The following is a 12,707-nucleotide window of genomic DNA, read 5'->3' on the forward strand; positions in this document are numbered from 1 at the left end:
CCCCGCACCCATGCGCCAGAATGCGCTCGTGAGCTCAGGTACCCAGGACGGCAACGCATCCCCGACCTCGAACCCGACCGCCGACGCGCCGCTGCCACCCACGGGCGAGCAGGTGCGCATCAGCCACGCTGGCCACGAGGCGTGGACGGTTGCGGTGGCGGCCGGGCTGCGCTCGCTGAGCCTGGACGGTCGGCCGGTGGTCAACGGCTTCGCCGAGTCCGAGCGCCCGTCCGGCGGCCGCGGCCAGACGCTGGTGCCGTGGCCCAACCGGATCGCCGGCGCCCGCTACGCCCTGGACGGCGCGGAGCAGCAGCTCGCGGTCAGCGAGCCGAGCACCGGCAACGCGATCCACGGCCTGCTGCGCTGGGTCGCCTGGCACGTGGTCGCAGCGGACACCGAGCAGGTGACCTGGGAGTGCACGCTGCCACCGCAGCCGGGCTGGCCGACGTCCCTGCGGGCCCGGGTCTCGTACGCGCTGGACGACGGTGGCCTGACCGTCACCGTCCGCGTCCGCAACGTCGGGGACGCCGACTGCCTGTACGGCACGGGCTCGCACCCGTACCTGACCGCCGGGACCGAACTGGTGGACGACATCTTGCTCACCGTGCCGGCTGGCACCTGGTACGACACGGACGCGCTGGGGATCCCGACCGGGGCGCACTCCGTCGACGGCACGCCGTACGACCTGCGCGAGCCGACGCGGATCGGCGAGCGGGTGCTCGACACGGCGTACGGCGACCTGGACCGCGACGCGGACGGACGTTGGCGGATTCGTCTGACCGACCCGGGCACCGATCGGGATGTGGTGCTCTGGGCAGACGGTGCCTACAACTGGGCGCAGGTCTTCTCCGGCGACACGCTCGGGCCGCTGCAGCGCCGTCGCGGCCTCGCCGTCGAGCCGATGACGTGCCCGCCGGACGCCTTCAACGCCCCCGACCCGGCGGCGGCGGGGGTCGTGCGGCTGGCCCCAGGCGACGAGCACGTCGCCACCTGGGGCCTGTCGCTCAACTGACTGACGCCGAGCCCACCGACGCCGAGCCCACCGACGCCGAGCCCACCGACGCCGACTGGCGCTCAGGAGTGTGCTGCGCTGGCACTGCTGCACCGTTGTCGCCGTCGTCGCCCCCAGCAGACGGCCGCAGCCCGATGCCGTTCGCCTCGGGCGAGATGACCCGCTCGAGCCGGCCCAACATGGCGACCATCACGGCGCAGCCCACCAGCAGCAGAACAACGAACGGCGCGGCCAGGTGGTGGCCCAGCAGGAACCCGGCGGTCACCGGGCCGACGACGGCCGCGACCTGGAAGACCCCGGAGCCGACGGCGTTGTAGCGACCGCGCAGGTGCTCCGGCGCCAGGTCGTTGGTGATGGCTGGCACCACCGGCGACTGGAAGGTCTCGCCGAGCGCGAAGACGCCCATGCTCGCGCTGAGCAGGACGGCGGCCACCACGGACCCCGGCAGCAGCCCGGCGATCCCCATCAGCGACCAGGACAGCGCCCACACCACGCTCATCAACATGAGCACGCGGGTGCGGCGGTGCCCCTCGATGCGCTGAATGACGACGAGCTGCAACAGCACGATCGTGGCGGTGTTGACCGCGAAGGCGATGCCGATCAGCTTCGTCGACGCTTCCGCCACCGTTCGGGAGTACGCCGTCCACCCCGCCTCGAACTGGGCGTAGCCCACGAACGCGGAGAAGAACACCACGATCAGGAAGCGCCGGAACACCCCGTGCCCGAGCACCACCCGGTAGCTGCCGGACGGGGCCGCGTCGTCCTCGTGCGGGACGACGGTGTTGCCGACGTGCCGCAGCGGGATCGCGAGCACCGACAGCGGGGCCAGGAACGACAGGGCGTTCGCGACGTAGATCGCCTGGAACGTCCACGGATGCGCCTCGGAGACGAACATGCCCGAGGCGAGGCCCCCGATGCCGATCCCCAGGTTGAGCACGGTGAAGCTCAGCCCGTAGTACCGCTGGCGGATCTCGGCGGGGACGATGGTGGCGACCAGCGACTGCGAGGCAGGCCAGAACACCGCCTGCCCCGCGCCGAACAACCCGAAGGCCACGGCCGCGGCTGCCGGCGTCGTCGCGAACGCCAACACCAGGCTGCCCAGCACGTTCATCGTCAGCGCGAGCATCTGCAGCCGGCGCGGACCGTACCGGTCGATCACCGTGCCGATGGGCCCCAGCAGCGCCAGCGCGATGGCCGATGGAAGGGCCAGCAGCACGCCCACCGTGGGCAGCGCGATGTCGCGCACCTCGTGCAGGTAGACGACCCCGAAGGGCAGCACGAAGCCGATACCGAGGGCGTCGACGATGACGGTGGACAGCAGCAGGCGGCCCTCGCGCGGCAGGTCGTGCCAGAACGAGGACAGCGTGGGACGGCTCGGAACAGCGGTGGGCATGTCGTCCATGGTCGCAAGGACCACCGACAGTCCCCAAACCGTTATCCGCGGGCACTGGGCCGGTTGGGCGCGCATAGGCTGGCTGCGTGGACTACGACCCTGCGCCGCCAAGCCCCGCGCCGAACGCGGGCGCGCCGTACGGCGCGCCCGCCGACCTGGCGGTGGGCTTCGACCTCGACATGACCTTGGTCGACTCGAGCGAGGGCATCGTCGCGACCGTCCGGGCCGCGGTGGCCGAGCGCGGGTACACGGTGGACGACGCGGTGATGGCCTCCAGCATCGGCATCCCGATGGAGGACATGCTCGCGCCGTTCCTGCCCGCCGACCTCGTGCTGCCCGTGGCGGACCGCTACCGCGAGCTCTACCCGCGGATCGGCGTGCCTCTCGCTTTTGCGCTCCCAGGCGCCGCGGCCGCGTTCGACGCGGTGCGTGCCTTGCACGGGCGAGTCGTGGTGGTCAGCGCCAAGCCCGAGCCCGCCGTCCGACTCGTGCTCGAGCACGTCGGTCTGCAGGCGGACGTCGTGGTCGGACGGCTGTTCGCCGCGGACAAGGCCTTCGCGCTGCGCGAGCACGGCGTGAGCGTCTACGTCGGGGACCACCCCGGTGACGTGCTCGGCGCCCGGGCCGCGAGCGCGTTCGCGGTCGCGGTGGCCACCGGCCCGCACGACGAGGCGGCGCTTGCCGCCACCGGTGCAGATCTCGTGCTGCCCGGTCTCGAGCAGTTCGCGCCCTGGCTGGCCGAGCATGTGCTGGACCAGAGGCTGGCGGATCTGCACGCCCGGCTGTCCGCCACCGGGTCGCTGATGGTGGCCTTCTCCGGCGGGGTGGACTCGGCGTTCCTGCTGGCCGCGGCGGTCCGCGCGCTCGGGCCGCAGAACGTCGTTGCGGCCACTGCGGTCAGCGACTCGCTCGCCGACGGCGAGCTCGACCAGGCGGCTGACCTGGCCCGCAGCCTGGGCGTGCGCCACCTCACCCCACGCACGGACGAGCTGTCCCGTGAGGGCTACCGCGCGAACGCCGGGGACCGGTGCTTCTTCTGCAAGGCCGAGTTGCTCGACGTCCTCGGTCCGCTCGCGACGTCGCTGGGCATCGTGGCCGTGGCCACCGGCACCAACGCGGACGACGCCCTGGCGGGCTTCCGGCCCGGTATCAAGGCGGCTGCCGAGCGCGGGGCGCTGACGCCGTTGCGGGACGCCGGCTTCACCAAGGCCCAGGTGCGGGCGGCCGCCGCCCGCTGGGACCTGCCGACCTGGGACAAGCCGGCCGCCGCCTGCCTGTCCAGCCGAATCGCGTACGGCGTGCAGATCAGCTCGTCGGGACTGGCCCGGGTGGACCGGGCCGAGGCGGCGGTGCGGCACTGGTGCGCTGAGCACGGGGTCGGTGTCCGCGACCTTCGGGTCCGCGACCTGGGCGAGGACCGGGCGCGGATCGAGCTGGACGACTCGGCGCTGGCGGCGCTGGCGGCGCTGGAGCAGTTGGCCGGCGAGGGTGCCGGAGCCGGGTGGCGCGCAGGCGGACTGCTGGCCGACGTCGTGACCGCCGGCTTCTCAACCGCCGAGCTGGACCCGCGCGGCTTCCGGTCCGGGTCGATGAACGAGCTGCTGAGCACGCCCGAGCGCTATCGCTGAGCGATCGAGGTCAACCGGCTGGACACGGGCGTTACCCTGGTGCCGATCTCGGGCGTGCGGTCTCCTCGTGGGACGGTGCGCCCTTCCTTCTTACCTGTACGGGGGTCACGGTGCCGACTGGCAAGGTCAAGTGGTTCGACACGGCCAAGGGGTTCGGGTTCATCAGCTCGGACGAGGGCGGCGACGTCTTCATGCCGTCGTCGTCGTTGCCTGCCGGCACCACGACGGTCAAGGGCGGTGCCAAGGTCGAGTTCAGCGTCGTCGAGGGTCGCCGCGGCGCCCAGGCGCTGTCGGTGCAGCTGCTCGACGCCCCGCCGTCCGTGGCGGCCCGCACCCGCCGTCCGGCGGACGACCTCGGCGTCATCGTGGAGGACCTGATCAAGGTGCTCGACGGTGTCGGCAACACGCTGCGCCGTGGTCGATACCCGGACAAGGCGGCCGGCGCCAAGGTGGCTTCGCTGCTGCGTGCGGTCGCCGATGACCTGGACGCCTGAGCCGCTGAACGCCTAGCTCGGGACGCGCGAAGGTCGGCGCGGGGAGGGGCGTCGCGATCGCACCAGCGAGCGCACGGTGATCGCCAACGAGACCAGCAGGGCGACGGCTGCCACGGCCAGGCCCCACGCCCCTGGGATCGGCAGGCAGATGCCGATCCCGCCACCGACCACCCAGGCCAGCTGAAGCACGGTTTCGGAGCGGGCGAAGGCGGACGCCCGGACGTCCTCGGGCACCTCGATCTGGATCAGCGCGTCCAGCGACAGCTTGCCCAGCGCCGCCGCCAGACCCGCGCACAAGCCGGTGACCAGCACCGGCACCATGCCGTACCAGAGCGCGCCCACGCCCGCGCCCACCCCGGCCAGGGCCAGCATGGCGGTCACCACGAGCTCGGGTCGCAGCCGCCGCAGCAGCGCGCCCAGCGACGTACCCACGGTGTTGCCGATGCCGGCCGCACCGACAACGAGGCCGATCGAGGCGAGCAGAGGCAGCGAGTCCGAGATCGGGTCGGTGCGCAGCGCGAATGCCAGGAAGAAAGTGAGGAAGCCGGTGAAGCCGCGCAGGGTCGCCACGGCACGAAGACCAAGCACCACCCGGGGGCCGATGCTCCAGCGCACCGAGCGTCGTCCGGCAGGAAGCTGCGCGGTCTCGTCCGACGGGCTGCGTGGTTGCTGCTGGTCCGAGGACAGCCGGGCGGCGACCTCGCCGACTGCCGAGTCGACCCGAATGGGCAGGGCCAGGGACAGGCCGGTACCCACCACGTAGACCACGAACGCCAGCCGCAGCACCCACTCGGGGCCGGCCCGCATCACCAGGACGGCGACCGGGGTGGCCACGGCCACCGCAGCGATCCCGCCCAGCAGCACCCGGGAGTTGGCGGTGACCAGGTTGACCCCTCGAGGCTGGACGCGGGGGATGGCCGCGGCCCGGGTGACCAGGTACGCCTTGTTGGCGACCAGGTAACCGAACGCCGCCGGGTACAGCGCGAACGCTTCCTTGCCACCGGCCACCGCGCCGGCCATCACCCAGGCCAGGAAGGCTCTCGTGACGAAGGTGACGGCAAGCGCGTAGCGCCGGCCGTGCCGGAAGCGGTCGAGCAGCGGCCCCAGCACGGGAGCTATCACCACGAACGGCAGCATCGTGACCAGCAGGTACAGCGCGACCCGGCTGCGCGCCTCGCCGACGGGCACTGAGAAGAACACGGTGTTGGCCAGCGCGAGCAGCACCAAGGCGTCCCCGGCCGCCGACACGGCGTGCAGCTCGATGACCTTGGCCAGGCCGGACTCACCGGCCCCCTGGGCCGTCGTCACCCGGCGTACCCGGCGCCACGCGGTGCGCCCCATCCGACCCGATGCCGTGGCGGCGCGGCGGGTCGCCTGGCCTGTCCGACGAGTCGCGTCCACGACGTCCATCCTGCCGTTCCGCGGCGACAAGGACACTGTCGGCACCCGGCGGGTCGGGTGCTGTTCGCATCCTGGTCCGCGGTGCGGGACACTCGGTCTCATGCCGACCCCCACCGACACCGTCGCCGTCGTCGCCGTCGAGCCCGAGGCTGCCGCAGCACGCCGCGGGCGCGCCGCCCCGGTCGACGCGGTCCTCGCCGACGCCGTCGACCTCGCCCGTCAGGCGGCCCTGGAAGTCGCCGAGCCCGGTGCGGTCGGCGAGCACCTGGGCATCAGCGCGGACGGCGAGCGCCTGCTCAGCCACGCGTTCGCATGCTCCTCCATGGGCTACCGGGGCTGGCAGTGGGTCGTCACCTTCTCCCGCGCACCACGGTCGCGGGCCGTCACGGTCAGCGAGGTCAACCTGCTGCCCGGCGACGAGGCACTGCTGTCGCCGCAGTGGCTGCCCTGGTCCGACCGGCTCGCGCCGGGCGACCTGTCCGCCGGCGACGTGCTGCCCAAGCGGGTGGACGACCCCAACCTCGAGCTGGGCTACCAGGCCACCGGGGACGAGGACGCCGACCAGCTCGCGCTCTGGGAGCTCGGCCTCGGTCGGCCGCGCGTGCTGTCGCTGCTCGGTCGCGAGGACGCGGCGCAGCGTTGGTACGAGGGCAGTCACGGCCCGGACGACCCGCACGCCCAGCAGGCGCCCGCCAAATGCACCACCTGCGGCTACCTGGTGCCGATGGCCGGCGCGCTGCGGCAGGTGTTCGGGGTGTGCGCGAACGAGTGGTCCCCGTCCGACGGCTCCGTGGTCAGCCTGGACCACGGCTGCGGCGCGCACAGTGAGGTGGACGTCGAGCAGCGCAGCGAGGTCGTCGAGCTGCCGGTGCTGGACGAGCTGGGATACGAGAGCGTCGAGATCGAGCGACGGACTGCAGAGCCCGAGCAGGCTGAGCAGCCCGAAGACGACAGCACCGAGTGACCGACCCGTTCGGCACGGCCGGCATCCGCCAGCGGGTGCTTGCGGCATGGACCGCGGCGCCGGTGCGCCTGCGCGAGGACGCGAACACCGAGGAGGACCTGGCTCTCGGCGGCTACCGGGACCGCCTGCTGGTGGAGCTGGCGCAGAACGCCGCGGACGCCGCCACCCGCGCCGAGGTCCCCGGCCGGCTGCTGCTGACCCTGCGCGAGCGGCCGGACCAGCCACCCGTGCTGATCGCCGCGAACACCGGTGAGCCGCTGACCGCGGCCGGAGTGCAGTCGCTGGCCACGCTGCGGGCGTCGGCGAAGTCGGCGGACGACGACAGCGTCGGCCGCTTCGGTGTCGGTTTCGCGGCGGTGCTCGCGGTCAGTGACGAACCGGCGGTGCTCTCCCGCACGGGTGGGGTGCGGTTCTCCCGCCAGGACACCGCCGCGCTGGTCGCCACCGCCGGCCAGGACACACCCGCGCTGGCCGACGAGGTGCGCCGCCGCGAGGGTCACGTGCCCGTGCTCCGGCTGCCGTTCGAGGCTGACGGCACGCCACCGGACGGGTTCGACACCGCCGTCGTGCTCGCGCTGCGCGACGAGGTCGCGGCGGATGCGGTGCGCGCCCAGCTCGCCACCCTTGACGACGCGCTCCTGCTGGCGCTGCCGGCGCTGACCGAGGTCGTGCTGGACGTCGACGGCCGCCGCCGGGCGCTGTCCGGCGCGGAGCAGCGCTGGCACGTGCACCGGCGCGCCGGCACCTGGACGGCGTCCGACCGTGCCGCCCTGCTAGCCGACCGCCCCACCGAGGAACGTCGCCAGCTTGGCTGGCAGGTGCTGTGGGCGGTCCCGCGCGAGCCCGAGGTCGTCGTCCCGGGGACGGTGCACGCGCCGACCCCGACCGACGAGCCGCTGGCGCTGCCCGCCCTCCTGCTAGCCTCGCTGCCGCTGGACCCGACCCGGCGGCACGTGGCGCCCGGACCGCTGGCCGACCGGCTGGTCGCCGAGTGCGCTCGCGGCTACGCCGACCTGCTCAGCGAGCTGGCCCTGCGGCGGTCCCGAGTCGAGGTCGAGCTCGAGGTGCTGCGGCTCGTGCCGGTGGGCCTGCCTGCTGGTGCGCTGGACGGTCGGCTGCGAGAGCAGATCCTGACCTGTCTCGCCGGGGCCGAGATCCTCGCCGGCGTCGAGGACGGACGGCCGCTGCGACCCCGCGACGCCGTGGTGCTGGACGTCGACGCCGACCCGGGAGCGCTCGAAGTCCTGGCGCCGCGGCTGGCCGGTCTGGTCGAGGCCCCGTCCTGGGGGCGGTCCGCGCTGCGCGCCCTCGACGTCCCGGTCATGGCGCTCGCCGATGTGGTCGAGACCCTTCCGGCGCAAGGGGACCCGGCGTCCTGGCGGACGCTGTACGAAGGCCTGTCCTCGCTCGCGGTCGATGCCCGGGCACGTGAGGCGATGGCTGCCCTGCCGGTGCCGCTCGCCGACGGCCGGGTGGTGCGCGGGGCACGGGGGCTGCTGCTCGGCGAGTCCGGTCAGCTGCCCGAACAGGCACTGCAGCCGTTGGCCAGGTTCGGGCTGCGGGTGGTCCACCCGGACGCGGCTCACGTTCTGCTGGAGCGCCTCGGTGCTCGGCCGGCGACGGCGCGAGCGGTGCTGGACGACCCAGCGGTGGGGGTCGCCGTCCAGGCGTTGTCCGACGCGCTGTCGGGAGACGGCGCACTGGTAGACAACGGGGGCGACGCGCTCGCGGTGACTGACGCGGTGCTCGCGTTGGTCGCGGCAGCCGTTGCGGGACAGGGGATAGCGCCAGGTGAGCTGGCGTGGCTGCGTGACCTGCCGCTGCCCGACGACGATGGCGAGCTCGCGCCTGCCGCAGTGCTCGCCCTGCCCGGATCGGCCGCGGCCGAGCTGCTCGACCCGGACGCGATCGGATTGCTCGGGGCCGAGGTCACCGCCGCCTGGTCACCGGCGGTGCTGACGGCAGTCGGGGTGCTGGACGGACTGGGCACCTGGTCCGCCCAGGAGCCCGACCTGCACGACCCACCGGACGAGCTGGCCGAGCTGGACGGCTTCGAGCAGTGGGCGGACGAGGTGCTCGGGCGCGGCGTCGTGGCCGGCGACGTGGTGGCTGTGCGCGACCTGGATGCGGTGCTGGAACAGGCGTGGCCGGCGGCCGTTCGGCACCTTGCCGGCAATCCGGAGCTCCGGCGCGCGTTGCTCACCCCAGTGCGGTTGCGCACCTCGGACGGCGCGGCGACCTTCCCGTCGTACACGGCGTGGTGGCTCGGCCACGAGCTGGGCCTGACCGGGACGGTCGCCCCCGGCTCGGACGACCTGGACGGTGTGCTGGACGCCGCACCCGACTGGGTCGAGGGGCTCGACCCGCAGGTGCAGGCCGCGCTCGGGGTCGTCGACCCGGCGAGCTCGTTGCCGCTGGACGAGGAGGTCGTGGCACGCTTGGTCGGGGCCATCGGGGATCCGCAGCGCGAGCTCGGCGTGCCCAGCTGCCTGCGGCTGTGGAGCTGGCTTGCCTCGGCCGGACGCTTCGAGGTGCCTGTGCCGCAACGAGTTCGGGTGCTTGACCGGACCGGCGAGGGAACCCGGTTGGTAGACCGCGAAGACGCTGTGGTGGCCGACGACCCCCGGTGGCTGCAGCGCGCGGACGTCGGCGGGCTGGTCGTCGCGCCGTCCGGCCGGGCCCACGAGCTTGCCGGGCTGCTCGACCTGGACCTGTCCAGCGAGCGTGCTGTCGGAGCGGTGAGCAGCCCCGGGCTGGCGGCCGACGTCCCGGCGGTGGCGCGGCTGGCGGTGCCGACGGTCCCGCCGACGTGGGTCGAGCACGAGGTGCTCACGGTCGACGGGCAGGAGGTCGACTGGTGGGTGGACGACGCCGGACGCCCGCACGCGTCGACCTCGGACGGCCTGGCCCGGGCGTTGGCCTGGACGAGCGGTACGTGGCCCGCCCGGCACCTGTTGGCCGAGGTGCTGGCCGACCCGGGCTCGCTCGGTCGCCGGCTGGCGGAGGACCTCTGAGCTGCGTGCTGAGCCCTCAGTCGCGGGCGCCGGCAGCGTTGCCGCGACCGCGCAGCACGTAGGCCAGCCCGAGCAGTCCAAGGAGCAGCCCGCTCACGCACGTCCAGGGCCACCAGTCGCGGTCGCCGGAGTGCAGGGACGGGACGACGAGAGTGACCACCAGCGCGACTGCCCAGCAGAGTGTGCCGATCACCACGATGCGCGCTGTGTCGACGGCGATCGGCGCCAGTTCGGCGTCGTCCCGGGGGGCTGGGGAGGGGTTGGTCACCGCTCCAGAATAGGTCCTTGGGCGCTCTGCCCGACCCCCTGCCACAACGGCGTCTTCTCTGGCAGCATGTGCGTCGCCCGCACGGCCGTGACGAGAGGTGCCCATGTCCCGCTCCGAGCCCAACGCCGCCAAGTCCGGCGCCAAGCCCAGCAAGCCCAGCAAGCCCAACAAGTCCGGCACGTCCACCAGCTCCACGAGGTCCTCGAGCGCCTCGAGCACCTCGAGCACCTCGAGCACCGACACCGCGTTCAAAGAGAACGCGATCACCCGCTTCTTCGAGATCAGCAAACGCCAGTCCACCGTCGGCCGTGAGCTCCGGGGCGGGCTGGTCACGTTCTTCACGATGGCGTACATCGTTGTGCTCAACCCGTTGATCATCGGCACGACGAAGGACAGCACCGGACAGTTCCTCGGTGGCGGCTCCACACCCAACCTGCAGATGGTGGCCGCCTGCACCGCGCTGGTCGCCGGCGTGATGACCATCCTGATGGGCGTCGTCGCGAACTACCCTCTCGCCCTGGCGACCGGGCTCGGCCTGAACGCCTTCGTGGCCTTCGGGATCGCGACCCTGCCGAAGATGACCTGGGCCGACGCGATGGGCCTGGTGGTGATCGAGGGTCTGATCATCCTGGTGCTGGTGCTGACCGGGTTCCGCCAAGCGGTGTTCCGCGCTGTGCCCGGACAGCTGAAGACAGCCATCAGCGTGGGTATCGGGCTTTTCATCACGATCATCGGCCTGTTCGACTCGGGCATCGTGCGCAAGCCGGCCGGGCCGACTCCGGTCGAGCTGGGCGTCGGCGGCTTCCTGGCGGGCTGGCCGGCGGTCGTGTTCGTCTTCGGCCTGCTCGCCATCGTGGTGATGATGGTCAACCACGTGAAGGGCGCGATCCTCTACGGGATCATCGGGTCCACCGTGCTGGCGATCATCCTTGAGGCGATCTTCAGCATCGGCAGCCAGACGGACGCCAGCGGCAAGGTTGTCAATCCCACCGGTTGGGGTCTGAACGTGCCCAAGATCCCCAACGACTGGTTGGCGAAGCCGGACTTCGGGCTGCTCGGCCAGTTCGACCTGCTGGGCTCGTTCGCCGCCATCGGTGTGGTCAGTGCCGTCCTGCTGATCTTCACCCTGATGCTGGCGGACTTCTTCGACACCATGGGCACCGTCGTCGCCATCGGCAAGGAGGGCGACCTTCTGGACGAGCACGACAACCCGCCGCACGTGGAGCGCATCCTGGTGGTCGACTCGCTGGCCGCCGCGGCCGGTGGCGCCGCGAGCGTGTCGAGCAACACGTCGTACATCGAGTCGGCGTCCGGTGTCGGTGAGGGCGCCCGCACTGGACTGGCCTCGGTGGTCACCGGCGTGCTGTTCCTGTTCGCCACGTTCCTGGCGCCGCTCGTCGAGATCGTCCCCTACGAGGCCGCCACACCGGCGCTGGTGATCGTCGGGTTCCTGATGATGACCCAGGTCAGGGACATCACCTGGGACGACCTGGAGATCGCGGTCCCGGCCTTCCTGACCATCGTGCTGATGCCGTTCACGTACTCGATCACCGCCGGCATCGGCGCGGGCTTCGTGACCTACGTGCTGCTGAAGCTGGTGCGCGGCAAGGCGAAGTCGGTGCACCCGTTGCTGTGGCTGGTCAGCGCGCTGTTCATCGTGTACTTCGCGATCGACCCGATCAAGAGCTGGCTGGGGGTGGCCTAGCCTGACTGGCATGACTGTGGATGACCGCGCGAGCTGGCTGACCCATGACGCCTACCTCGCGTCGTACCGAGCGGACGGCGACCGGCTGGCGTCCTTGCTGCAGGGCGCCTCGCCGGACGCTGCCGTGCCGACCTGTCCAGGGTGGACCGCGCTGGACCTGCTGCGGCACGTCTGCGACGTCTACTCGCACAAGGTCGCGGTGCTGCGGTTCGGCCGGGCGCTGCACCCGGGCGAGTGGACGTTGGCCGACGAGATGGACCAGCCGACTGCCCTGGCCTGGCACGACTCCATCCGCGCCGAGCTCGAGCAGCTGCTGGCCGAGCTCGGCCCCGACTCCGCGTGCTGGACCTGGATGGAGGGAGCCGGCGAGGGGACGACAGGTGCCTGGGCGCGCCGGATGGCACACGAGGCGCTGGTGCACCGCGTGGACGCCGAGTCCGTGGTTGGCGTGGCGAGCGCGGACGCGGCGCCGGGCCTGGCCGTGGACGGGCTGAACGAGCTGCTCACCTGGATGGCAGGCGACCCTGACGTGGTGACCTCGGACGGCGCGGACGAGGGTGCGGCCGGCACACTGCTCGTGGACTTCGAGGACGGTGCCTGGTTGGTCGAGCTGCCGGACGGCGCGCAGGTCGTGTCGTGGGCGGAGTCTGGCTCGTCCGCCGATGCGCGCTTGGTCGGGGACGCCTTCGGGTTGGACCTGGCGCTCTGGGGACGCCCGGCCGATCTCGAGGAGTCCGGCGACGAGGGTGTGCTGGCTCGACTGCGAGCGCGGATCAAGATCGCGTCGCAGTAGCGAAGTCGCAGTAGTTTAGTCGCAGTGGCGCTTTC

10 protein-coding genes are annotated in these 12,707 nt (G+C 72.5%); 7 read left to right on the forward strand and 3 right to left on the reverse strand.

Annotated elements, in window-relative coordinates; translation table 11 throughout:
- Positions 1-28: 28 nt before the first annotated feature.
- On the forward strand, positions 29-1,012 hold the full coding sequence (locus ACPPVT_RS03855) for an aldose 1-epimerase family protein (protein WP_426565646.1): 984 nt from the start codon (positions 29-31) through the stop codon (positions 1,010-1,012).
- On the opposite strand, the gene ACPPVT_RS03860 is transcribed toward ACPPVT_RS03855, so the two are convergent.
- On the reverse strand, positions 1,005-2,405 hold the full coding sequence (locus tag ACPPVT_RS03860; protein ID WP_426565648.1) for an MFS transporter: 1,401 nt from the start codon (positions 2,403-2,405) through the stop codon (positions 1,005-1,007). The two genes, ACPPVT_RS03855 and ACPPVT_RS03860, sit on opposite strands and share 8 nt — an antisense overlap.
- Positions 2,406-2,491: 86 nt before the next feature.
- On the opposite strand from ACPPVT_RS03860, the gene larE reads away from it, so the two are divergent.
- Both larE and ACPPVT_RS03870 read left to right on the forward strand, forming a co-directional pair.
- Positions 2,492-4,033: an ATP-dependent sacrificial sulfur transferase LarE gene (gene larE, locus ACPPVT_RS03865; RefSeq protein ID WP_426565650.1), complete on the forward strand. Its 1,542-nt coding sequence runs from the start codon at positions 2,492-2,494 to the stop codon at positions 4,031-4,033.
- Between the two features lie 110 nt (positions 4,034-4,143).
- Positions 4,144-4,527: a cold-shock protein gene (locus tag ACPPVT_RS03870; RefSeq protein ID WP_426565652.1), complete on the forward strand. Its 384-nt coding sequence runs from the start codon at positions 4,144-4,146 to the stop codon at positions 4,525-4,527.
- Positions 4,528-4,539: 12 nt separating this feature from the next.
- On the opposite strand, the gene ACPPVT_RS03875 is transcribed toward ACPPVT_RS03870, so the two are convergent.
- Positions 4,540-5,937, reverse strand: a complete 1,398-nt coding sequence (locus tag ACPPVT_RS03875; protein WP_426565654.1) for an MFS transporter — start codon at positions 5,935-5,937, stop codon at positions 4,540-4,542.
- Between the two features lie 91 nt (positions 5,938-6,028).
- On the opposite strand from ACPPVT_RS03875, the gene ACPPVT_RS03880 reads away from it, so the two are divergent.
- Positions 6,029-6,892 (forward strand): DUF3027 domain-containing protein, encoded by an 864-nt coding sequence (locus tag ACPPVT_RS03880; protein WP_426565656.1) that lies wholly within the window; start codon positions 6,029-6,031, stop codon positions 6,890-6,892.
- A complete protein-coding gene (locus tag ACPPVT_RS03885) occupies positions 6,889-9,906 on the forward strand; it encodes a sacsin N-terminal ATP-binding-like domain-containing protein (RefSeq protein ID WP_426565658.1) in 3,018 nt (1,005 codons plus the stop codon). The genes ACPPVT_RS03880 and ACPPVT_RS03885 overlap by 4 nt, the downstream gene beginning before the upstream one ends.
- 16 nt (positions 9,907-9,922) lie before the next feature.
- Here ACPPVT_RS03885 and ACPPVT_RS03890 read toward each other — a convergent pair whose 3' ends face one another.
- The gene (locus tag ACPPVT_RS03890) at positions 9,923-10,174 is read right to left on the reverse strand and encodes a DUF2530 domain-containing protein (protein ID WP_426565659.1); all 252 of its coding nucleotides are present in this window, start codon (positions 10,172-10,174) and stop codon (positions 9,923-9,925) included.
- Between the two features lie 103 nt (positions 10,175-10,277).
- Between ACPPVT_RS03890 and ACPPVT_RS03895 the strand changes: the two genes are divergently transcribed.
- Both ACPPVT_RS03895 and ACPPVT_RS03900 read left to right on the forward strand, forming a co-directional pair.
- Positions 10,278-11,879, forward strand: a complete 1,602-nt coding sequence (locus ACPPVT_RS03895) for an NCS2 family permease (protein ID WP_426565661.1) — start codon at positions 10,278-10,280, stop codon at positions 11,877-11,879.
- Positions 11,880-11,889: 10 nt separating this feature from the next.
- Positions 11,890-12,672: a maleylpyruvate isomerase N-terminal domain-containing protein gene (locus ACPPVT_RS03900; RefSeq protein ID WP_426565663.1), complete on the forward strand. Its 783-nt coding sequence runs from the start codon at positions 11,890-11,892 to the stop codon at positions 12,670-12,672.
- The last annotated feature ends 35 nt before the right edge of the window (positions 12,673-12,707 follow it).

Source organism: Angustibacter sp. McL0619, from assembly GCF_049994355.1.
Taxonomy (GTDB): domain Bacteria; phylum Actinomycetota; class Actinomycetes; order Actinomycetales; family Angustibacteraceae; genus Angustibacter.

What these genes read in the sequence shown, in the direction of transcription:
- ACPPVT_RS03860 (WP_426565648.1), bottom strand. Translation starts at nt 2,405, where the DNA reads ATGCCCACCGCTGTTCCGAGCCGTCCCACGCTGTCCTCGTTCTGGCAC.
- ACPPVT_RS03875 (WP_426565654.1), bottom strand. Translation starts at nt 5,937, where the DNA reads ATGGACGTCGTGGACGCGACTCGTCGGACAGGCCAGGCGACCCGCCGC.
- ACPPVT_RS03880 (WP_426565656.1), top strand. Translation starts at nt 6,029, where the DNA reads ATGCCGACCCCCACCGACACCGTCGCCGTCGTCGCCGTCGAGCCCGAG.
- ACPPVT_RS03895 (WP_426565661.1), top strand. Translation starts at nt 10,278, where the DNA reads ATGTCCCGCTCCGAGCCCAACGCCGCCAAGTCCGGCGCCAAGCCCAGC.
- ACPPVT_RS03900 (WP_426565663.1), top strand. Translation starts at nt 11,890, where the DNA reads ATGACTGTGGATGACCGCGCGAGCTGGCTGACCCATGACGCCTACCTC.